The 21,535-nt window shown below is 40.7% G+C and carries 19 protein-coding genes; 9 read left to right on the top strand and 10 right to left on the bottom strand.

Annotated features, from left to right (window positions below; translation table 11 throughout):
- The first annotated feature begins 16 nt into the window (after positions 1-16).
- Positions 17-511: a DsrE family protein gene (locus ACFQ1G_RS08540; RefSeq protein ID WP_380738595.1), complete on the top strand. Its 495-nt coding sequence runs from the start codon at positions 17-19 to the stop codon at positions 509-511.
- A 366-nt stretch (positions 512-877) separates the two neighbouring features.
- Positions 878-2,554, top strand: a complete 1,677-nt coding sequence (locus tag ACFQ1G_RS08545; protein ID WP_380738597.1) for a serine hydrolase — start codon at positions 878-880, stop codon at positions 2,552-2,554.
- Positions 2,555-2,805: 251 nt separating this feature from the next.
- Here ACFQ1G_RS08545 and ACFQ1G_RS08550 read toward each other — a convergent pair whose 3' ends face one another.
- Entirely contained in the window at positions 2,806-3,765 is a 960-nt protein-coding gene (locus ACFQ1G_RS08550) for an NADP-dependent oxidoreductase (protein WP_380738599.1), read from the bottom strand.
- Positions 3,766-4,087: 322 nt separating this feature from the next.
- Here ACFQ1G_RS08550 and ACFQ1G_RS08555 point away from each other — a divergent pair, with 322 nt between their 5' ends.
- The 4 genes from ACFQ1G_RS08555 to ACFQ1G_RS08570 all read left to right on the top strand — a co-directional run bounded on the left by ACFQ1G_RS08555 (position 4,088) and on the right by ACFQ1G_RS08570 (position 8,870).
- On the top strand, positions 4,088-5,965 hold the full coding sequence (locus ACFQ1G_RS08555) for a sensor histidine kinase (protein WP_380738601.1): 1,878 nt from the start codon (positions 4,088-4,090) through the stop codon (positions 5,963-5,965).
- Positions 5,965-6,708 (top strand): LytR/AlgR family response regulator transcription factor, encoded by a 744-nt coding sequence (locus ACFQ1G_RS08560; protein ID WP_380738602.1) that lies wholly within the window; start codon positions 5,965-5,967, stop codon positions 6,706-6,708. Before ACFQ1G_RS08555 ends, ACFQ1G_RS08560 begins: the two co-directional genes overlap by 1 nt.
- Before the next feature lie 116 nt (positions 6,709-6,824).
- A complete protein-coding gene (locus ACFQ1G_RS08565) occupies positions 6,825-7,571 on the top strand; it encodes a hypothetical protein (protein ID WP_380738604.1) in 747 nt (248 codons plus the stop codon).
- 618 nt (positions 7,572-8,189) lie between these two features.
- A complete protein-coding gene (locus ACFQ1G_RS08570; RefSeq protein ID WP_380738606.1) occupies positions 8,190-8,870 on the top strand; it encodes a hypothetical protein in 681 nt (226 codons plus the stop codon).
- Positions 8,871-8,920: 50 nt separating this feature from the next.
- Here the strand turns inward: ACFQ1G_RS08570 and ACFQ1G_RS08575 are convergent, their stop codons facing one another.
- Positions 8,921-9,118 (bottom strand): LytTR family transcriptional regulator DNA-binding domain-containing protein, encoded by a 198-nt coding sequence (locus tag ACFQ1G_RS08575; RefSeq protein ID WP_380738608.1) that lies wholly within the window; start codon positions 9,116-9,118, stop codon positions 8,921-8,923.
- Positions 9,119-9,192: 74 nt separating this feature from the next.
- The gene (locus ACFQ1G_RS08580) at positions 9,193-11,025 is read right to left on the bottom strand and encodes a DNA/RNA non-specific endonuclease (protein ID WP_380738610.1); all 1,833 of its coding nucleotides are present in this window, start codon (positions 11,023-11,025) and stop codon (positions 9,193-9,195) included.
- A gap of 178 nt (positions 11,026-11,203) precedes the next feature.
- On the opposite strand from ACFQ1G_RS08580, the gene ACFQ1G_RS08585 reads away from it, so the two are divergent.
- Positions 11,204-12,346, top strand: a complete 1,143-nt coding sequence (locus ACFQ1G_RS08585) for a sensor histidine kinase (protein ID WP_380738611.1) — start codon at positions 11,204-11,206, stop codon at positions 12,344-12,346.
- Positions 12,347-12,425: 79 nt separating this feature from the next.
- On the opposite strand, the gene ACFQ1G_RS08590 is transcribed toward ACFQ1G_RS08585, so the two are convergent.
- Positions 12,426-12,938: a DUF4494 domain-containing protein gene (locus ACFQ1G_RS08590; protein ID WP_380738613.1), complete on the bottom strand. Its 513-nt coding sequence runs from the start codon at positions 12,936-12,938 to the stop codon at positions 12,426-12,428.
- Positions 12,939-13,145: 207 nt separating this feature from the next.
- Between ACFQ1G_RS08590 and ACFQ1G_RS08595 the strand changes: the two genes are divergently transcribed.
- A complete protein-coding gene (locus ACFQ1G_RS08595; RefSeq protein WP_380738615.1) occupies positions 13,146-13,949 on the top strand; it encodes a formate/nitrite transporter family protein in 804 nt (267 codons plus the stop codon).
- 40 nt (positions 13,950-13,989) lie between these two features.
- Here the strand turns inward: ACFQ1G_RS08595 and ACFQ1G_RS08600 are convergent, their stop codons facing one another.
- On the bottom strand, positions 13,990-14,211 hold the full coding sequence (locus ACFQ1G_RS08600; RefSeq protein ID WP_380738617.1) for a CDGSH iron-sulfur domain-containing protein: 222 nt from the start codon (positions 14,209-14,211) through the stop codon (positions 13,990-13,992).
- Positions 14,212-14,372: 161 nt separating this feature from the next.
- Here ACFQ1G_RS08600 and ACFQ1G_RS08605 point away from each other — a divergent pair, with 161 nt between their 5' ends.
- Positions 14,373-15,056, top strand: a complete 684-nt coding sequence (locus ACFQ1G_RS08605; protein WP_380738618.1) for a site-2 protease family protein — start codon at positions 14,373-14,375, stop codon at positions 15,054-15,056.
- Positions 15,057-15,059: 3 nt separating this feature from the next.
- Here the strand turns inward: ACFQ1G_RS08605 and ACFQ1G_RS08610 are convergent, their stop codons facing one another.
- From ACFQ1G_RS08610 to ACFQ1G_RS08630, 5 genes are all read right to left on the bottom strand, one after another.
- On the bottom strand, positions 15,060-15,641 hold the full coding sequence (locus tag ACFQ1G_RS08610; RefSeq protein WP_380738620.1) for a hypothetical protein: 582 nt from the start codon (positions 15,639-15,641) through the stop codon (positions 15,060-15,062).
- A gap of 83 nt (positions 15,642-15,724) precedes the next feature.
- Positions 15,725-17,731: a tetratricopeptide repeat-containing sensor histidine kinase gene (locus ACFQ1G_RS08615; protein WP_380738622.1), complete on the bottom strand. Its 2,007-nt coding sequence runs from the start codon at positions 17,729-17,731 to the stop codon at positions 15,725-15,727.
- 123 nt (positions 17,732-17,854) lie between these two features.
- Positions 17,855-18,712 carry a universal stress protein gene (locus ACFQ1G_RS08620; RefSeq protein WP_380738624.1) on the bottom strand — a complete coding sequence of 286 codons (858 nt, stop codon included), beginning with the start codon at positions 18,710-18,712 and terminating at the stop codon, positions 17,855-17,857.
- The gene (locus tag ACFQ1G_RS08625) at positions 18,709-20,349 is read right to left on the bottom strand and encodes a BCCT family transporter (protein ID WP_380738626.1); all 1,641 of its coding nucleotides are present in this window, start codon (positions 20,347-20,349) and stop codon (positions 18,709-18,711) included. Before ACFQ1G_RS08625 ends, ACFQ1G_RS08620 begins: the two co-directional genes overlap by 4 nt.
- Positions 20,350-20,373: 24 nt before the next feature.
- Positions 20,374-21,519 (bottom strand): hypothetical protein, encoded by a 1,146-nt coding sequence (locus tag ACFQ1G_RS08630; RefSeq protein ID WP_380738628.1) that lies wholly within the window; start codon positions 21,517-21,519, stop codon positions 20,374-20,376.
- Positions 21,520-21,535 lie beyond the last annotated feature (16 nt).

Below are 21,535 nucleotides of genomic sequence, written 5' to 3' on the forward strand. Positions count from 1 at the left end.
CTAAAATTATTTAATTATGAAAAGATCAATGGTTTTAATGGTAGTATTATTTTTTCTGGGCTTAATGCCACAGGGAAACGTACAGGCACAGACAGAAGACGCTTATCAGGCAATGGAAGGCGTCAGTTCGGTAAATACTGTCTTTGATTTTAGGATCAGTGATGCAGATAATGCTATGAAACATCTGAGCCTTATTCATGGAATGTTAGAGGATCCTAACATGATCATAAAAGGAGAACAACCGGAAATTATTATTGTGCTTGTTGGTCCCTCGGTAAAACTTGTGTCAACTGACAAGATGAAAAATGATTCGGAGGCAAAAAATGGAATTGCCAAAAAGATATCGGACATGACTGCAGACGGCATTAGATTTGAGATTTGTATGACAGCCGCGCACGCTTTCGGCGTTCCCGCCGATTCCGTTCTACCCGAGATTGTGCAGGTGAAAAACGGGTGGATATCCCTGGTGGGATACCAACAGAAAGGCTACTCAATGATTGCTGATTTTTAACAGGGCCAAATATTGCTTTGGCTTTGTGAACAAACATTTTGGGAGGGTTACTTAATTGTGCATTAACCACTAACGCTGGTGTGCGATCGCAGCGCTCCATAAGATTTCTTAGAAAACCCATCTTACCACAATCAACGTGTGGTAAGATGGGCTTTGAAGTAATTAGAAAAATACGCAGTGAATTCCCCAGAAATACTTTTTTGGCAACTCCCTTCTAATAAGTTCTCTTTCCCTTTTTGAGCCTTCGGGGCCTTTTTAAAATTCTTTGTTACACTTTTCGCGTAGCAGCGTCTTATTGATATAGTTTAAAACCATGAAGCTTTACAAACATTTTTCCAGATCCTAATGATTTAATTCCGGTGAATTATGAAACAAATATTGATCTTACTCATTTCTCTTTCTTTTAGTACGACAGTCTTCTCTCAAAAACTCCATTTAGATCAATTAAAAGCAACCACAGATTCTATCACCCGGCAACTTGCACAGGATGATGAACCCGGCTTATCTATAGGTGTCGTCTACCGGGGGCAGCCAATTCTTAATGCTCACTATGGACTTATGAACCTGGATTATGAGATGAAAACTTCTGATAGTACATTGTACAACCTGGCCTCGGTTTCCAAACATATTACTGCCTTAGGAATTCTTTTACTGGAAGCAGAAGGAAAGCTTCAGCTTCAGGATAAAGTAAGTGACCATGTTCCTGATCTTACCGGGGAGTATAAGAATATTACTATAAATCAACTCTTACATCATACCTCGGGTGTTCCATCTACAGATAACCTGCTGTTATTCGCAGGAATGTCAATGGATACCCCCTGGACCATGGCAGAGGAACTAGAACTCCTAAAAAGGTATTCACAGCTCAATTTTGAACCGGGATCAGAATACATGTATTCCAATGGAGGCTACAGCCTCTTAGCAGCCGTAATTGAGAATACAAGCGGTGAGGATTTTGAGGACTTCTTCAGGAAAAGACTTTTTGAGCCTCTTGATTTGCAGGCGAATGTTAACAATAGCTCCGGAAAGATCATTAAAAATCGCGCAAGAGGTTATAAGCCTTCCGAAACTACATACACAGATGTACTTTCTGAAAGCGTCCCGGGGGCTTCTAATTTTTATTTCAGCATGAATGATATGATCACCTGGATGAACCTGTTCCTGCAGAAAAATTCAAGGTATGAGCAACAGCTCACTAAAATGATGACCCCTTCCTTTGTGTTATCCACGGGAGATACGCTTTCCTATTCTTTCGGATTAAACGTTAAGGATTATAAAGGGGTTCAAAGAGTTTACCACAGCGGTGGCACCCAGGGATTCGCTTCGTATATGTTATTATTCCCTGAGCACGAACTGGGAATAACAGTATTGACCAACAATGAAAAAATAAATGTTGCGAAAACAATTTACCAGTTGACAGAGGAGATACTTACAGAATTTTTAATTGAGGAAAAACCGCTAGAACGGATAGCCATTAGCCTTCCTGAAGAAACCCTGCATAAATGGACAGGAAGCTACCGAATGAAAGATGGTATGCTCCTGAAGATAATCTCTGAAAATGAAAAATTATTCCTTGTAATATCCGATGAGCAGCGATTTCAATTACATCCTGAATCGGAAACCAATTTCTTCATAGAGGAATTTGATGCCCAAATCACCTTTTTGGAAACCGGGAAGGGAAAGCCCTCTCACTTGAATCTCATTCAGGGTAAGAGTAAACAAACAGGAGATTATGTAGCACCACAGGAACTTTCGAAAGCTTCACCTGCTCACCATGATCTTGTTGGTTCATATCACCAGAAGGCATTGGCCGTGACCTACTCCTTAATCGAAAAAGACGGAAAACTTTTCTTGCAGCTTCCCGGTACTTTTAAGAAATATCTGGATTTTGATGTTACGATTCTTAATCCGGTTGCCGGTTATATTTTTAATACCGACAGGCTTGGAATCATTGAGTTCCTGCGTAATGAAAGGAACGAAATATCAGGATTCAGATTCAATGATGTGGGAAGATTGCGAAATATTGAATTCAATAAAATTTAAACTTCTGCACCCAATAGAAGGTTTAGGGGAAATTAAAGGTGAATTTATATTATAATTTTCACTCCAAATTTGCAGTCAATTCCCCTGTCATTTTTTGTGCCTTTTTGTACCGTTGAATCTCACACCACATGCATTGGGAAAAGTCAAATAATGTATTGGCAGAAGGAACCAGCGGTAAAGAATTTTAAACAGTAAAGCCCTTTAAAGATTAAAGGGCTTTACAAATTTTAATACTTTAATTAGTTAGTGGTTCATGGAGCTATCACAATTTTTCCTGTTGTATGCAGCGATTCGATCTGTTCCAAAGCTTCCACAGCTTCTTCGAGCCTGTAAGTTTTACCTACCTTCACTTTTACCTTTCCATCCTCTACCAGCTCCCGTAGATGGTCCAGGTTATTGGAATTGGGCTCAACAAATACAAAATGAAAATCGATCTTTGGATCCAGGTCACCTCCCTGATTTAAAATAGAGACGAGTTTACCTGAATCTTTGAGACACTTAAGACTTTGTTGCAGACTCTCTCCACTGGTGCAGTCAAAAATAAGATCGACCCCCTGAGGAAAGATCTCTTTTACGGTCTCCCCTATATCCCGGTCGTGATAATCTATAGTGTGATCGGCTCCTAAAGACTTCATATAATCGTGATTTTTACTGCTGGCCACGCCAATGACCTCTGCCCCTTTTGCTTTTGCCAATTGAATTGCGAAACTTCCCACTCCGCCAGAGGAACCCAGAATAAGGAGCTTTTGACCTTCAGATATCTTACCGACAGTATACAGGCTTTGATAAGCAGTAAGCCCCGCTAGTGGAATGGCAGCAGCTTCCTCAAAAGATACGTTTGCGGGACGTTTTGCCACGTAACTTTCAGAAATGACAATATACTCAGCAAAGGTGCCCCACTTTACTTCCGGTCTTCGCGCATAAGCATATACTTCATCTCCAATTTCAAAGCGCCGGGCAGCGTGGCCCCGCTCTTCTATTACCCCTGCGAAGTCCCAGCCAGGTATGACCGGAAAGGTATGCGGCATCATATCTTTGTAATATCCCTTAGTAAGAACTGTATCCACCGGGTTCACCCCTGCGGCCTTAATCCTTACCAGGATTTCTCCTTCTTGTAACTCCGGCACCTCCAATTCTGCAACCTCTACACCATTAGGTCCCTTGAAGTCATCATATTTCACGGCTTTCATTTTTTTCTTCTCTTGCTCCATAATTACAGTTTTTACAAAAGTTCGATAATAAGCCTTAGAGGTCCAAAAATAACCTGCTAAAGCTTTACTAATGTTAGAGCACAAACAAGGACATCATTTTAAAAATACATTTCTGCGGAAACTGGAAAAATGATCCGGAGATCTCTCTTCTAAATCACCAGGTCCAAAGACTCTCGATCTAATACTCCCCGGCGGCATAAACCCTATTAAATCGATCATATCATTTGTATTTCAAGTACTTATAATTAATACAGGTAAATTAATTCCGGGGTTTGTCGTATCTTCTCCTCTAATATTTTCTCCCTCCGATTTATTTATATGGATGAAAAAAAAGATCTGCATATTTCTATTTCTGTTATTGTGGACCGGCTTCAGCTTTGCACAGGTAAAGGTTCCCGGCGCAAATGCGTCTGTAGATGCCACTCTTGTCTGGATGCTCGCCAATGAAACTTCCGCAGAAAACGTAGATCAATTCCACGACATTGCCCTCAGGACCCTGAAACGCGGTCTTGAAACAGCGCCTGACAGTACAGTTGCGCATATCCATGAATCTTTAGCCCGGTGGCATGCCTATAACGGCAAGTTTCCGACGGACTCTGTGGTGTATCACGCAGAAAAAGCGCTGGGTTATTACTTAGAATCTAATGACAAACAGAAAATCGCCGATTCCTACCGGTCTCTTTCCATTGATTACCTGAATCTTGGAGAATTAGAGAAAGCGCAGGAGGTACTTTTTAAGGCCATTAAGCTTTACGAAGAGCTTGGCGACGAGGCGGGCCTTGGTAGTGCCTACCGCACCTTAGGAGTGAAATACAGGGTGACAGAAGACTACGAAAAATCCATAGACTATACGAATCTGGCGATCCCATTTTTGGAGGAAGCGGAAGATCACAGTTCAATAGCCATTGCCCAATTCAATTTGATCATTGGCTACGGAGAACTGGGAGAATTTGAAAAGGCCTATGAAGCCACGGAAAGATGCCTGGAGATAGTAAGAACAAAAGCCCCCGAACAAGTCTTTGTGGCTGTGAGAGCCTACTCTTACCGGGGAGATGTGTATATCAAAGCCGGGGATCTTGAAAATGCACTTAAGGACTATATGACGGCATGGGAAATGTGCAAGCAGCAAATAGGTGAAGAACGCTGCGCCACCTATCGCACTGAGATAGGACACATATTTCTTTTGCAGGAGAATTACGCGCAGGCTTTAGAACATCTGCTGGCGGGTGTGGACTCTTATGATGACAAAGGCCAGGCAGGGCTTATTCAGCCCTATCTTGATCTTGCAGAAGCATATAGAAATCTGGGAGATTTCAGGAATGCCTTGATCTTTAAAGAAAGGGCCCACGCCAATTCAGAAAAGATGCTTCAGGACAGGATCAACAGTATAGAATCTGAAATGGCCATTAAATATGAGACTGAAAAGAAGGATGAGGCTCTTGCCACTCAAGCTGCACTACTTCTACAGAAGAACAAGACGCAGACCCTCATGATCATCATCGCTTCCCTGTTATTACTGTTTCTGCTTTCCCTTCTTTATTTCTACTACAAGAATAAAAAAACCACCAGGATCATACGTGCTAAAAATGCTGAAAAAGAACTTTTGCTCAAGGAGATCCACCACCGGGTGAAAAACAACCTGGAGATGGTAAAAAGCCTTATCGCCCTTCAGGCGGCTCAAATTGAAGATCCCACCACCAAAGATGCCATGATCGCCAGTCAGAACAGGGTGCAGTCGATGGGGATCATCCATCAGAAGTTATATCAGGGCAATAACCTTGGAAGCATCGAAATGAAAGATTACTTCCTCAATCTTAGCGAAGGTATTCTGGATTCCTTTAATGCCGAAGAGCGGGTAAAAATAGAATGCGCCATGGATGACCTGGAGCTGGATGTGGATACCGCCGTTCCCATAGGTTTAATTGTTAACGAGCTGCTTACAAATGCGCTGAAATATGCATTTCCCCAGGATCAAAAGGGAGTCATCAATATCCGCCTGGAAAAGGAAAGGGAGCATCATCTAAAGCTGGAAGTGAGAGATAACGGAATTGGAAAAACTGCAGGAGTTGCTCCTAAGGGTACAGGTTTCGGCTCCCAATTGATAGAACTTCTCACTCTGCAACTTAATGGGAAGATGAGGGAACGCAGTGATACCGGAACTCACGTGGAATTTGATTTTGCCATTCAGAAAAGTGCATGATGGATGAAAAGATAAAGCTATTGATCGTGGAAGATGAGATGGTCATCGCAGCGAATATATCTCTCCAACTCTCCGAGCTAGGCTATGAGGTCACAGGCATTGTACCCCGGGGTGAGGAAGCGTTGATGCATGTGAGGGATAACCCTCCGGATATCATTTTGCTCGACATAAATCTTAAAGGCGAGCTGGATGGGATCGAAACTGCACGGGAAATGCAGAAGATGCAGAATATCCCGGTGATCTATCTCACCGCGAACGTAGACGACGCACACTTCAACAGGGCCAAAGATACCCACCCATTTGGATTTATAGCCAAACCTTTTAAAAAGCTCGATCTGCAACGGGCCATTGAATTAACCGTGAGTCAAATAAACTGCGGGGACGGTGGGAGTAACAGTGCAGATCAACAAAAGGACGACACCTTCATACTAAGCGACTGTATCTTTGTCAGGCATTTGAATTCAATGGTAAAGGTGAACATTAAGGACATCCTGTACATTGAAGCCGAACGCAACTACTGCCGTATCTTTTCCAACAACAAGGAGTATTTGGTGGTGATGACCCTCAAGGAAATGGATAATAAACTTCCTTCAAAACACTTTTTAAGAGTTCACCGTTCCTATATTATAAATATCTCTCAGGTAAAAGAAGTAGCCACCAGCCATTTAGTTATTGGGAGGAAAGCAATACCCATAAGTAAATCCCAGAAGGAAGAGCTGCTCAAGCGACTACAGACCATTTAATTCCTTCGTTAACAAAATCCTCTTCTTTGGACAATATTTCCATGCTTTGGTCCTACCTCGCTTTTATTAACTCCTGTTTATCGGTTACTTAGATGTGTATCCTAAAAAATGATGTTATGAGAACGATGAGAATTTTTATTACCACCCTGGTGGTAGCGATTTTTGGAACAGGAGTGCTTTCAGCACAAAATGGAGCAAGTGCAGGTGAGATCTTGACAACTACTGAAATTACTGTCAAACAAGGACATAATTCCCAGTTTATAGAAGGTGTGAAGAAATGGAAAGAATGTTACCTCAAACATAATGGAGAGGAGAAATGGAGTATGTGGAGCAGGCAACAGGGAGAAGGCCAGGTGTATATCATGGCCGGCACCATTTCCACCTGGGGCGAAATGGAAAACAAAGGCGATGTAGATAATGAATGTTATATAGCGCTATTGAATCATATCCTGCCTCACATTGAAAAAGTCAATTCCAGGGTAGCCAGCACTATGCCGGAAGTAAGCAGAAGTACGCCCGAAGATACTAAGTACATTTGGGTGACCTACTTCAACGTACGTAATGAATATACCTTTAAAGAAGTAATTCGGGAAGTTACCAATGCTATTAAGAAAAAGGAGGGATCACCTCGCGGCCTCTGGTATAACTTTCGTCTTGGCGCGCCCGATACTCCCAACTTCATGGTGGTAGAACCCTATAAGGGATATGCCGACATTGACATTAAAAGAGATAGTCCGGCAAAGATATACACAGATGCCGTGGGAGAAGAAAAAGCGCAGGAACTGTGGGATGTTTGGTTTGACACGCTGGAGGAGAGATGGGCTTATATATATAAACTGAATCCCGAAATGAGCAGTTACTAAAGCCGGAGAGATCCTCATTTTTGTGTGCATAGAAGCAGGGCTCCGGGCGTTCCAGTTAAGAATCCCTAAAAACAGGAGACCGGAGCATGCTTTTTGTATTCACACAGATGTTTCCCATCTTAAATTAACGAGTACGAACCAGGTTACTTTTATATTGAAGGATTCACCAGTTCGAGAATAAAAAAGAAAAGCCAGGCTATTTCCGGCAGGAACATGGGAATCTCCAATTGTTCCTCCAGCTTGTAGAACAATCTATATTTTCTCCTTCGGTTGTCCCTGCTTTACAAAAGTTACTATTTTCAACTGTAGGAGGTGTTAAAAGATTTGTCAATAAGGAGACTACCATTGATCAAACGCCAACAGAACTGCCTTATCCGGAATTATTTTAGGATTTAGGTTCAATTGCCTTTTAGAACCTTGGTACTCCCGTAGCCCCACAATGACACTTAAAAAAGCGGTGTTAAAAATGCTATCTCCCGAACTTATTTTTAAGCCGTCATAGTCTTACCATTTAGTTTATTGAGAGTGCTTTACCCTGCAATTCATCAAAACCCGGAAAATTTTATAAAATACCTGACTAAAATCTTATCTTGGATACGAATTTAGAAAACCCCCATTATGAAAATTAATTCTGATTTCATGTGGTCCATTTATTTAATTGGAGTTGCCGCACTCTTTTTTTATTTCGGGAATTTGCTGGCCGTTTCAGCAACTGAAGAGAAATTTTCAAGGAAAATGGGAGAAATTGAGGAGGAACTACAGGTATTAAAAAAGCAGAATCAACAGTTATCTGAAGAACTAACTTCCAGGGGTATATATAGTTATCCCCAGGCAAATATTGTCACTACCAAAAATGATTCCCTGACCTCTGTCCTTATAACCCTGAACGGGCAATCGCCCTTAAAGGATCTGATGTTAAAGAGAAATCATATCTACAATTATTCCGGCATTGAAGCGGAAGAATCAGATAAAAAGATCCAGTTAAAAAAAACATCCTATCTGGGAACTTTAAAAACCCATAACCCCGCCGGATTTGAAATTACAATGAAGGAAAAGGAAGCAGCTGTTAAGCTGGAGTATAAATCAGACAATGACCAGTGGACACAACATATCAGGGTCAGGAAAACTTCAGATAACAAACCCACCACTTTCTGGGTCATTACCAATAAAAATGATGAGGTAATAGATAAACATGTTGATAAAGGCTTTCCGACGGAAGAAGACGGAAGTATTCTACTTTGGAAGGATAAAAAGATCTGGTATTCAAAAATAGAGATGAATTCCACCTTTCGGCTTTAATTAAGATAAAGGGATGGATCACCTTTTTTAAATACCCAATTCCATATTGTTTAGAACTCCCATCTGCGGAAGGTTCCTTTATATTTCCGACCAATAGGGATTTCCACCTTTCCCAGCTCAACGTGATAGTTGCTATAAGCCGTGATCTTTCTTAGCGAAACAATGAAAGACCGGTGAATTCTCGCAAACATATCTTTAGACAACATGAGTTCAACAGAGTTCAGATAAAATGAAAATTCAGCATCCAAAGGGATGCTGCACTACAAAAAAAACACGCCCTTTCGAGCGTGTTTTTCCTTTATCAATATTTGTTTTTTTTAGATTATATGCTACTGGTAGCAGCCTCGATCACATCTTCAATATTATCGGGTACCAGGTCAAAGAAATCATAACCTGTGGCGGCCTCGATCTGGTCCACACTGGTTTGATACAAAGTCCAGTCTGAAGAAACACTCTGACTGTTAGGCATGTCAACCGCAATAATTTGTGTGGAAGTCGTTACCCTGTTCACGTCATCATCTCCATCAGGAAGGATCATGATCACTTTCCAGGTATTGGAGGGCACCTGCACCATTCCGTTAGCGATATAGTCTGCAGCACCGGCAGAGCCATCCCCTCCTATTCCGTAACCGCCTGAAATTATATAGATCTCGTACCCCCCGCTCAGCATTGAACGGCAGTAACTCTCTAAACTGGCCCATCCGATCCTGTTATTATTTGGAGCCTGCGGGATCATGTTGGTCATGAAAAACGTATTGCTATTGTCATCAACAGAAAGAGTTCTGTCGGCTGAAGGACACATATGCCCACGATCAAATCCGCTGTATTGGTAGTCGGTTGCGCTTACCTGGTACCATCCGGAAGGCAGGCTGCTGTCGGCCCTGAAGTCGTCCTGTCTTGGAGCACTTCCCAGCCAGGCTTCGTCCAAATGCCAGCTCACCCAATTCGCGGTCCCTTTATCACGGCTATAAGACATCACATATTCTTCTCTCTCCAGAAGATAGTTATTAGGAAAACCGGTATCTGTAACAGCCCCGGAAGGATTGCCCATTGTAAAATGCACGTCTCCTGATAATCCTGTGCCACCACCGCTGCCGGAACCTCCACCTCCGGAGGTATCTGCAGTTCCGAAGATTGTAAAATCGTCAATGTTGATTCGGTCACCGTTTCCTGAAAGTTTTACGATTCTGAAACGTACATTTCCTGAATAATTAACGCTGTAACTCACGTTTTCAAGGTTGGTGGAAGTGGAGTTCTGAATTGCTCCAACCCTGGCCCAGGTAGCCCCTGAATCTTCAGAAGCCTGTAACTCCCAGCTACTGGAAGCATCAGTTCCATAGACCGCATGGTTGAAACTTACAGAAGCAGCCCCAATTACATCATAATTCATTTGAAGAACACCAAGGTCGCGGATTCTTACCGATTTGGTTCCCGTTTTACGGTCATTGTCAAGAGAGCCGATAAGAGCTTCTTCCAGATACCAGGTTCCTGAAGGCAATTCTACCAGCCCGGCAGAATAGCTTCCTTTGGAGCCGGTCTCGTAATCTTCAGTAATATCAACTAACGGTCCCGGTACTACCCCGCTATATGGTTCTACAAGAATATCGTCAATATTCAGTCGTTCTGAAGAACCGTCAGTTTTTCTTATCTCAAAACGAATGTTACCCCCGGTATTAATGGGAAATATTTCGCTTTGTAAATTTTTATTCTTTACAGTGATCTCACTGCCACTCTGTATCCAGGTCACCCCCGCATCGGTGGAGTAAAAAAGACTAAAGCTTGTGGTCCGGTCTCTGCCAAATTTGGCATAACTCAAACTCACATTATCGGCACCATCGGGAAGGTCAAAATTCATAGTGATCTTTCCGGCACCTCGCATCCGCACAGACTGGGAACCATTTTTAGCATCAGATGAAAGAAACCCTAACAGGGCGTCCTCAAAATACCAGGTTCCGTCAGAAAAGACTACTTCCTCACCTGTGTAGGAGTTTTTGAAGGCATTTTCGAAATTTTCAAAATAATTTCCGGAGACATCTATCGTGAAGTTTAAACTGTAAATTTCCTCAGAAGCCAGATCATCACCAGGCGAGCAGGAATGGAATAAAAAGAATACCTGCAACAGGAACAGGCTTTTGAAAATGTAGAGGTTTTTCATGTTGTTGTTTTTAGATTAGAAATAGTTTCTCCAAAACTATTCTAAAACCTAATATGTTGAAATTTCCTACAATACAAGTTATTAAATGTTTATTAACTGAAAATAAGTCAACGCTGACAGTAAATAGTTCTCCCAATTACTCGTAGATATTTCTTAACTTTAAATAAATTCCGGAAAAATGAAAAATGCAGCTCAATACATCAGGGATCATAATGAGGAGATCATTGAAGAATGGGAAAATACGGTTAAAAAGGAAATCGAGGCCTCCAGGGAAACGAACAGCCTGGCCCTGCGTAATCAACTACCCCATGTTTTAAGTGATATCGCTGAGATCATGGAGCGGTACAATGACTTTGAGGAGGTCAAAAACAATGAGAAGTTCGAGGAGATCATTAACAATAGTATCGATCATGGTAGGCATCGCGCCAGCTCATCTGCATACGATGTTGGTCAGATCCTCCAGGAATTAATAGTTTTCCACAGGGTTATAACTGAAAACTTAAGGCAGCATAATCATTATAATATCGAAGTAGGTATCCTTCTCAAATACACCCTCGAAACTGCCATGTTCAACACCGCGAAATCCTTTAGTAATTCCCTTCAGGCCATGCGTGAGAAACTTACCGGAACCCTTGCACATGATATAAAGAACCCCATCTCGGCCGCCTATCTCGGTATAAACTCTTTATCTTATGAAGATGGCCCCGAGAGATTTGAAAAAATAAAAAAGCTGACTTTAAGAAGCTTAAAACATTCGATGGAATTAATTGAAGGACTGTTAGATTCTATCAGTCTGAAAGCCGGAGACGGCATCACCTTCAATTTTGAAGATACTGACCTAATGACTGATGTTACCTGGGTTTTCAACGAAGCTTCAGAAATATACAGTAATGACATTACTCTTGAGACCACACAGAAAGTGATCAGGGGTGTATTTGACGGGACAGCCATAAGAAGGGTCCTCGAGAATTTAGTGACCAACGCCATTAAACATGGTGCTAAAAATACCCCGGTAAAAATAAAGGTAGACCAGGCTGGAGACCTGGTGAACATTCGCGTTTACAATGAAGGTAAACCTATCCCGGAAGAACGGCAGAAGGACATTTTTAAATTCCTGAATTCAGCAGACCAGGAGAAAGGGGAACTAAAAAGTTGGGGAATGGGTTTAAGCCTGGTTAAGATCGTGGCCGAGGCTCATGGTGGAAATGTTTCCGTGGAAAGTAACGACGAAGGCACTTCTTTTATCATTATTTTGAACAAGGCCAGTAATCATCCCGGGAAAAAAAAATCCAAACTCAGTTACGAGGAACAGGCCAACTGACTTTCGCGTCTTTAAACTAAAAAAGCACTTCCTGAGGAAGTGCTTTTTATTGTTGTCTTAATTTTAAGGTAATCAGGGTTTAAATTTCTCCTTCAACGTTCATTTCTTCTGAAGCTTCAGCATTCTCTACCACCCCAAACTTCTCCAACTGCTCTTCTTCCCCGGTAAAATAAGGAAAAACATCCAGGATAGGGGATTCAGTAATTGCCGGAATCGAATAATCACCCATTGTACTCTCCATAGCTTTGGTAGTATTTTCGAAAGCCTCTTTCACATCATTGGCCTGCACCAATAGATAAATATTGGTCTTTCTTTCTTTTCCGCTTTCCTCATCAAGGGCTACCAAAGAAACCTTTGATTTGAACCAGCGATCTGAATTTTCAAAAGGATGTACTTCAGAAAAATTCGCGACCTTAATGTTCATAATTCTGAAATCTTCATTGGTGTAAGCCTTCATCTCTTCGGTGATCCTGGATTCAGCTTCTGTATAGGATACGGCATCTAACAAATAAGTATCTGTAGTCACCTTTTGCTCTCCTGTTTCATGTGTTTTTCTGTATTTCACCTTACACTCATACCATATTACGCTCATAACTATATTTTTTTTGGGGTGCCAAATATAGATCCATTCCGCAGGATACCTAAATAATTAGGCTAAGAGATATTCACAAATTTTTCCATTTTTAGCTAAGGTTCTGATCTTAATGATGCTCGGAACACAATATGCACTTTAACTATAGTTTTGTTAAAAGTTTTTCCCGCTAAATTGACTGCACTACCTTAAAACAAAACCTTTGGTATGCCGGAAGGAGAAGATTTTTTTACAGAGACCGAAAGACGGCAGGCGCCCTCGGCGACGGTTGTGCACGATACTATTTTTAAGGAAGCAGAATCGGAACTGAAGAGACCTTCTACTGCCCTTTTCTGGTCAGGCTTCGCAGCAGGCTTAACTATGGGCCTTTCTATGATCACAGAAGGAATTCTTCATGCCTATTTGCCCGAAGCCGGTTGGGAACCTTTAGTGTCCAATTTTGGATACAGCATAGGTTTTCTGGCCATCATCCTGGCCCGGCAACAACTTTTCACAGAAAACACCCTTACTCCTGTTCTACCCTTATTGCATCGGAAGGATCTAAAGACATTAAAGAATGTCTTACGACTTTGGGGGGTTGTACTAATAGCGAATCTACTGGGAGTCTTTGTTATTGCGCTGATCTCATCAGAAACCAATGCTTTTCAGCCCGAAGTGAGAGAAGCTTTTAAAGAGCTGGGAAAAAAGGCCATAGCACCAGACTTCTTTACTATACTGCTCCGCGGAATCCTGGCAGGATGGCTCATTGCTCTAATGGTATGGTTACTCCCTTTTGCGGAAACGGCAAGGGTTTGGGTGATCATAATTATTACCTGGATCGTAGGGATCGGAGAATTCAGTCATGTGATAGCAGGATCTGCAGAAACATTTGTACTGGCCTTTTCCGGAACTACCTCCTGGGCAAATGTTTTGGGTGGATACTTAGTCCCTGCTCTGATTGGAAATGTGCTGGGAGGTGTGATCCTGGTTGCCGTTTTAAATCACGCCCAGGTATCAAGTAATGATGATTAAAGATCATTAATGAAACCTCCCTGCAACTGTATAAAATATATTACTTCTTAGGAGGCAAAGCAAACGCAACGGCTTCGTGTTCAAAATGATTTCGGTGAGAACCGTCACAGAAAGGCTTATTTTTGGAAAGCCCGCAGCGGCATAGAGTCACTTTGTCTCTCCCTCCTAAATCATAAGTATTTCCATTTTTATCAACTATCTCAAAATCTCCGTCAATAATTAGAGATCCATTATTGTTTACTGTAATTTTTGTTGCTGCCATAATATAATTTTTAGGGTACGAAACTAATGCTTTTTAAAATATGAAAATTATAATAAAGAATTAAACACTTAAGAATTGATGTAGAGATTGTGTTAAAACATTTTCAAAACAGGAGAGCCTATAGTAATTTCAGGGAAGAAACACATTGAAAAACACATTAAATGTTTGGTCTTCAGGATATTCCAAAATTCTTACTCGCCTTCTTTCTGGTCCTCCCCATTATTTCAATTCTACATGAAGCCGGACATATCTTCTTTGCCTGGTTGATGGGAGGAAAGAACATAAGAGTAATTATAGGAAGTGGAAAATCGATTTTTACAGCAGGAATTATTGAAGTGCGTCAATATTACTTCTGGTATGGCTTCTGTACTTTCGAAAACATCAAACGAAAGGAAAAAATAGCCAATATTTTGATCTTTTCAGGAGGTATACTTTTCAATCTACTTAGTACAATAGCAGTTATTTTGATGGTTGAAAGTGAGTTAGTAAGATCAGGAATAGTCACCTATCAATTTACCTATTTCTCTCTATACTATATATTTTTTTCTGTTTTACCAATGCCCTATCCTGACGGTAATTTTAGCGACGGAAAGATCATTCTTGATTTAATAAAAGGAAAAGAAGAGGTCATCCATGAGCGGACGTATCGTATTAAATTTGAAAAAAATGAAGACAAATGGCAGATTTTAGATTATCAGGATAACATTCTGGATATTTTTGAAAAGGAGGAAGACGCTACCAGCGGGGCCCGAAAAATCGCCAGGCAACATCGTCCCAGCCGTATTATTTTAATAAAGGAAGAAAAGGAACAGGAAATTCAGAACTATCCTCGTATCCCGCTGTAAAGATTAATTACCAGACATTTGGATTTTAGGATCAATTACAAAGGTTTGGGTAGACTCTCCGTTTATACGAATCACGATATTGTAGTATTCCAAACCGCTCACTTTTTTATTCTTGATCTTTCCAATTATGATCCCATCTTTATTTGGATCACGAAATACCGCTTCCAGGATCTCAGCACCACCGTCGGCTTTTCTTCGTATCTCAACGATATCTACGCTTACGTTTGCAGAAGGATCTTTAGGTTCCCCTCGCCAATAAATCTTTTGATTCTTATCAACTAATGCTATATGTTCACCGGGTTTTTCACTATTCTGGGAAGGGTCACTTCGGTCATCGGTTATAAAAACATTTTCATTCTTTGTTTCTTCGGAAATATTTTCGGTATCGACTGTTACTAAAACATGAGTATCTTCTCTAACTTCGAAAAAGGTTTCATTTCCAACTACTGAATTTTGGCTATCTACCTTCTCCACCTTGAAGGCGGTATCCCGGACTTCACTATCTTGTTTACACGAAATAAAAACAAATGGAAGGAATAAAAATATAAGGAGATAATGACTGGCATTGAGAAAAGATATTTTCATAAGGATAAGAATTTGATACGTTAATATATGATTTTCAAATCCTTACAAAATAATTTTGAGCGATATTTAACATTATATAAAATCTAAATCCTCATGTCAATACTCGCCTTAAACCCTTTACCCGGCTCAGTATCATAAGAAATTTCACCATTAACCTTGTTCAAGCGGTATTGAATGTTCATAAACCCATTTCCATAACGGGTCTCTTCCTGCACCATTCCTTTTCCGTTATCTGAGTAATTTATGTAAAGGTGATTCCCGGTTAGGTTAAAAGCAATGGCAACAAATGAAGCATCACTATGCTTTTTCATATTCACCAATAATTCCTGTAAAACCCTGTAGATCACGATCTTTTTTTCTTCGGAAACTTTTCCCCAGTCCACGGCATTTTCCCCCCGCAGGATTAACTTAGCCTCTCCGGCATTTGAACTTAAATTAGAGATCAAAGCTTTGTCAAAATTCTCACCTGTATCTATTTGAGAGATCTCCCGGGAAATATCCCTGGTTTTCCGATAAATCAGATCCAGCGTATGAACGGTTTCTGCATCTCCTTTAGCCTCAAACTTACTCATCAGGTTGTAGACCTCGTTGGCCAGTTCATCATGGATCCTTTTTGACATCCGGCTTTCGGTCAAATAGATCTCCTTCAGTCTTTTTCGTTTATTCCTTTGGATGGTCGAGTATAGCAACAGCCCGGCCACTAATAAGACTACCAAAATACTCAACAGGTAGATGATGTTCCGGCTTTGAAGTCTTTCCGCTTCCAGGGCCTGATTAAAATTCTTCACTTCTAAATGAAAGATCTCTTCCTCCTTCTGTTCTTCATCATATCTAACTTTCGCAAAATGATATTTTGCTTTTGAGGAAGCCTTGTCCAGGCTATCATCCAGGTAAACATATCTTTCTATATAGGCTGATTTTTCATTTTCATCTACCAGCGGAATCAATTTTTTTAAGGCCTTTAATTCTGCTGAATAGGCAGTAGCAGCTGCAGCGGTCTCATAACTTTTCCTCGCATAGTCCAAGGCTCTTTTCTCATCCTTTTCCTGAAAATAATCTGCAAGGTGGTCATAACTGGAATGAAGCCCTTCCAGGTCATTGAGTTGCTTTCTCATCTCCAGGGCCTCAAAAAGCAGGGAGTCAATTTGAGCGGAAGGATCTTTGGTCCAGTAAGCAAAAGCAAGGTTATCTATATAGCGGCTTTTGGAAATACTATCAGGGTAATCTGATTTCACGATCTCTTCCAGGATCTCAATGGCCTCATCATATTTCCCCTGGTTTTTAAGAGCGATAGCTATATTATGCCGAAAGGTAAGACTGTCTTTTGTGCGGACAGCATATTCCAGGGCATTGTTGTATTCCTTAATAGCCTCCTGGTAAAACCCCTGGTCCAGATATGCCAACCCTATCAGGTTATAAGTGGCACTCATAAAAATGGAGTCGAACTCCGGGTTTAAATATTTAAGGGCCTCTGTAGCCGAAACCTGGCTCCCGGTATTATCGCCCATTTCAATTTGGGCATTAAACTTCGGGTTTAAATATTTAAGGGCCTCTGTAGCCGAAACCTGGCTCCCGGTATAATCGCCCATTTCAATTTGAGCATTAGCCATATCAAAGCTTCTTCTGGCGGCCAATGCAGTGTCGCCTGCTCTAAGGTTCAACCTTCGTGCCTTAAAAGCATATTCAAACGAAAGATCTGGTTGATTAAGATACCTGAATACTAAACTTTTACGATACAATCCCTTAGATAGAAAAAAAGTGTCTTTCTGGATCTCCGCGGCAATCAGGAGACTGTCAATGACTTTTGAAGCAGAATCTATATTTCTCTTTTTAAAAAAGGCGTAGGCTTTGCCTTCCAAGAGAGATACCAGCATCGTATCCTCGATCCCTTTGACCACCTTCAACCCTTCATTGTAAAAATGAAGTTTTTCATCAGGATCTCTGGTATCCAGACCTTTATTATAGTAGTCTAAAGCTGAATGCGGTTCAACTTCATTATTTTGCTGCGGTACTGCTTCTTCTTTCTCACAACTTCCCAGGATAAAAAAGAACAGGATTAAAGTGCCGCAGTATGATTTTAAGATATTCATAACACGAATTTAACAAAAATTCGAGGAAATCAGAATCTAACCATGATTACATAATGATAAAAAATTTAATAATTTTTGATAAAAATCAATTTATTGAAAAATTTATTAAGAATTTCAACTCCTTTATTTAACGACCCATAATGGAATTTCGAGATTGGCGTTAAAAAGTTCTTCAGTAACACTACCTACGGCAAAGGGAGAAAAGGTATTCCCTCCTTTATCAGAAACCACAAGTAAATCTACTTTTGACGGATCGATATTGTTTAAGATCTTTCTTGCAGCCCCAGATTCTCTCCCTAAAAAGCTCAAAGGCTCAATAGGCTCTGAATAATTGAGTTTTTTCAGGAATTTATCAAACTTCTCTCCCACGTGTTTCTCTACTTTAGGTGCCATAGAATCTGCTGATACGTAGGGTGAAAATTGTACAGGAACGCTGTAAACGTGAACCATTTTCAACTGAGTATCATGTCCTTCCTGAAGATCTTTTGTTACTCTAAACACTTTTCGGGAATCATGTGAAAAATCGGTTCCCGCCCAGATGGTTTCGATTTGTACCTTAGCATTTCTGGGTACCGTAAGAATATCACAGCGCAACAGTCTCAATAATTTACTACTAACTACCCCTGTGCCTTTTTCGTGTTTCTTATTCCCAACAATAGCCAGATTGATAGCGTATTTATCTGCAATATATTTAATAAGGGATTCACTATATGGGTCTTCTGATATTAAAACCTCCCAATTCGCATTTGCCTTGAAATGCTCTTCCACCTTTTCATTTAATTCCTCGCCAATAATTTCATCGAGGTTTACATCTTTAAGATGTTCCGAAAAAAGCTCAGAGATTTCATATTTCTTAATATTATGAACAAAATAGACATTTTCAGCTTTCAGGCGATCAGCAATAAAGGAGGCATACTTTATTAATGTTTCATCTATTTCTGAAAGGTCTAAAGCAACTAGTATATTTTTAATCTTTTTCATGACTCAGAATTTTTTGAGCTGTCTTTTATGTTTTTTTCAGATCTTTTCTTGATTATTTCAGAGATCACACCTTCATAACTTTCAAGTTCCTTTTGAGCTTTTCGTTCCTCAAGCTTCAGATATTCATCTCTAAGGCCGGTATAAAGGGAATAACACATGAAAAGCAGAATGAGGGCAAACGGCAGACCTGTGACGATGGAAGCTGTTTGGAGCGCCTGTAATCCTCCCCCAACAAGAAGAACTGCCGCGACAGCTCCTTCGGTTACGGCCCAAAAGATTCTTTGACCAACGGGAGCATCAATTTTTCCTCCCGAAGTAAGACTATCCACTACTAATGATCCTGAATCTGAAGAAGTAACAAAAAATCCGGCAATTAGAATAACCCCAATGACATTCAAAATAACCGCAAAAGGATAATCCTCGAGAAAAACAAACAAGGCGGTAGCTACATTATCATCTATCGCCTGAATGATATTTTGGTCCCCTGTCAGAGCTTGTTGGATCGAAGTACTTCCGAAGGCAGAGATCCAAAAGAAAGTGATCAACGACGGAACGATCAATACACCAAGAATAAATTCACGTATTGTTCGTCCTTTAGAAATTCGGGCAATGAACATTCCTACAAAAGGTGACCAGGCAATCCACCATCCCCAATAAAAAACTGTCCAGGCATTTTGCCAGTTATTACCGGTATAGCTTTCTGTCCAGGTAGATATTTCAAGGAAACTATACAAATAGCTTCCGGTATTCTGCACGAAAGATTGAAAAATGAAGATCGTGGGTCCCAAAAGAACAACTAATACTAATAGCAATATTGCTACCCTCATGTTCCATTCACTCAAAAATTTAACTCCTTTATCTACCCCCAGGACAACCGATGCCGTAGCAATTCCAGTAATTCCGGCAATAAGCAGAATTTGGGTAGTAATTCCGCTACTTACACCAAACACATGTTCCAGTCCGGCAGCGATCTGCTGAACCCCTAATCCCAGTGAAGTCGCCAATCCGAATAAGGTCGCCAGTACAGCGAAAATATCTATGATATCTCCTCCAATTCCGTAGATCTTATCCCCGAGAATGGGATAAAAAACTGATCGAATCGTAAGAGGAAGACCATGTGAATAGGTAAAATAAGCTAGCGACAGGCCTACGAGCGTGTAGATGCCCCAGGCATGAAAACCCCAATGGAGAAAAGTGAAATCCATAGCTTCTTTTGCTGCCATAGCGGTGCCACCTTCTGTTAAGGGCGGATTCATGAAGTGCGTAACGGGCTCGGCAATACTCCAGAAAAGAAGCCCTATCCCCATTCCTGCGCTGAATAACATGGCGAACCAGGAAAGGGTTTTAAACTCCGGTTTAGCGTCCTTCCCTCCCAGCCTAAGTTCCCCAAATTTACTGAAGGCCAGATAAACAACAAATATCAGAAAAATGTTTACGCATAAAACGAAGAACCAGCCGGCGCTATTTGCTACAAAGGTCTGAATGGAATCAAAAGCACTTTCTGCCTCCTTTTTAAAAATAAGGGTTAGAGCAATACTTATAATAATAAAAATAGAAGAAGTAAAAAAAACTGGGCCATTCACATCCAATCCCATTACCGGCTTGCGTTCATCACTTCTTACAATTTTCTTAGCCATAATATTCTTTTTTAAAATTCTTAATTAGAAATAATATCCAATATTAATATTAAATCTCGCCTCCCATTTGGCGTCTGGATTCCCTCTCGAGAAATCATCAATAAAATTACCTCCTAACCAGGAGTGATTATATCCTGCCGCATAATCTATATAGGTATAAATATTTCCGGAGGTAACCAAAATCCCTGTAACATTCATGAAGGAATCCTCGAAAGACGATTCTGCCTTTTGCATGTACCCAAAATCATTATATACCTTAAGGTTAGATACAGGCCCCCAAGACACTGGGATGTCCCTAGAGATATTGAAAGTGTAAAGGTTAAAATCTGCAGCCACTTCATAAGGTGCTCCGTATGCTGCCATGGTAATTATTTCTGAAGATGTACCGGGAGTATTTTCAGGGTTATGAGCTACGATCATAAATTCGCTCATCAAATTCCATTTAGAAAAACCGAGTTCATAATGTGCTGCCAGCCCCCAGTGATTCCCTGTTTTCTTTTTGTCTAGATTGTACAACCCACCGTACTGTGCGGAAAATCCTAATTGTGACTGAAAGAGCTCACCCCATTTATAGACCGCTTTAATGTTCCCCTGGTTAATTTCTTTGTTGGCACCTGCAACATCATAGGAATACCGGCTAAAGGAAACAGCCGAATTATTTCCGAAATTCAATTCTTCCGCATTCTTAAAAAAGGCAATATGGTATTCAAATTTTTCTCCGGTATGAATGAACTTTACCCCCATATCATGATCGTCTTCCAACCCCATGTAATAACCAAGGTTAAAAAACCAGTTATTGGAATTATACTGTTGTAGTCCGAAGGGAACCTGGGTAAGACCTAATTGAAGTTCGTTTAACTCGCCAAATTTATATCCAAACCAACCTTGCTTGAGCATGCCACCTCCAAAAGTTTGGGAATAAAGTCTGTATTCGGCATTCAGGCTAACCCCTTTATATGATCCGGTGGCGTTGATACGAAAAACATCATAACCAAAATCGCCGCCGCGCTGTTTTTGTTCGGGTTTCCAGGATGATAAATTATAATTGAACCTAAGAGCTCCGCCAACATCTACTTCAGGTTCATCCTGGGCTTGAACAGGAGAAATAACGCACACTAAGAAAAGAGAGGAGAGTAGCCATGAATAAGTATTTAGAAGGGTAATTTTCATATTCAAGGTTGGATTT

Origin of the sequence: Salinimicrobium gaetbulicola (assembly GCF_042676025.1) — a bacterium.
GTDB lineage: Bacteria > Bacteroidota > Bacteroidia > Flavobacteriales > Flavobacteriaceae > Salinimicrobium > Salinimicrobium gaetbulicola.

Bases quoted from the DNA above. Each gene is read 5' to 3' on its own strand.
- ACFQ1G_RS08540 (WP_380738595.1), top strand. From the start codon at position 17: ATGAAAAGATCAATGGTTTTAATGGTAGTATTATTTTTTCTGGGCTTA.
- ACFQ1G_RS08545 (WP_380738597.1), top strand. From the start codon at position 878: ATGAAACAAATATTGATCTTACTCATTTCTCTTTCTTTTAGTACGACA.
- ACFQ1G_RS08550 (WP_380738599.1), bottom strand. From the start codon at position 3,765: ATGGAGCAAGAGAAGAAAAAAATGAAAGCCGTGAAATATGATGACTTC.
- ACFQ1G_RS08555 (WP_380738601.1), top strand. From the start codon at position 4,088: ATGAAAAAAAAGATCTGCATATTTCTATTTCTGTTATTGTGGACCGGC.
- ACFQ1G_RS08560 (WP_380738602.1), top strand. From the start codon at position 5,965: ATGGATGAAAAGATAAAGCTATTGATCGTGGAAGATGAGATGGTCATC.
- ACFQ1G_RS08565 (WP_380738604.1), top strand. From the start codon at position 6,825: ATGAGAACGATGAGAATTTTTATTACCACCCTGGTGGTAGCGATTTTT.
- ACFQ1G_RS08570 (WP_380738606.1), top strand. From the start codon at position 8,190: ATGAAAATTAATTCTGATTTCATGTGGTCCATTTATTTAATTGGAGTT.
- ACFQ1G_RS08580 (WP_380738610.1), bottom strand. From the start codon at position 11,025: ATGAAAAACCTCTACATTTTCAAAAGCCTGTTCCTGTTGCAGGTATTC.
- ACFQ1G_RS08585 (WP_380738611.1), top strand. From the start codon at position 11,204: ATGAAAAATGCAGCTCAATACATCAGGGATCATAATGAGGAGATCATT.
- ACFQ1G_RS08590 (WP_380738613.1), bottom strand. From the start codon at position 12,938: ATGAGCGTAATATGGTATGAGTGTAAGGTGAAATACAGAAAAACACAT.
- ACFQ1G_RS08595 (WP_380738615.1), top strand. From the start codon at position 13,146: ATGCCGGAAGGAGAAGATTTTTTTACAGAGACCGAAAGACGGCAGGCG.
- ACFQ1G_RS08600 (WP_380738617.1), bottom strand. From the start codon at position 14,211: ATGGCAGCAACAAAAATTACAGTAAACAATAATGGATCTCTAATTATT.
- ACFQ1G_RS08605 (WP_380738618.1), top strand. From the start codon at position 14,373: ATGTTTGGTCTTCAGGATATTCCAAAATTCTTACTCGCCTTCTTTCTG.
- ACFQ1G_RS08610 (WP_380738620.1), bottom strand. From the start codon at position 15,641: ATGAAAATATCTTTTCTCAATGCCAGTCATTATCTCCTTATATTTTTA.
- ACFQ1G_RS08615 (WP_380738622.1), bottom strand. From the start codon at position 17,731: ATGAATATCTTAAAATCATACTGCGGCACTTTAATCCTGTTCTTTTTT.
- ACFQ1G_RS08620 (WP_380738624.1), bottom strand. From the start codon at position 18,712: ATGAAAAAGATTAAAAATATACTAGTTGCTTTAGACCTTTCAGAAATA.
- ACFQ1G_RS08625 (WP_380738626.1), bottom strand. From the start codon at position 20,349: ATGGCTAAGAAAATTGTAAGAAGTGATGAACGCAAGCCGGTAATGGGA.
- ACFQ1G_RS08630 (WP_380738628.1), bottom strand. From the start codon at position 21,519: ATGAAAATTACCCTTCTAAATACTTATTCATGGCTACTCTCCTCTCTT.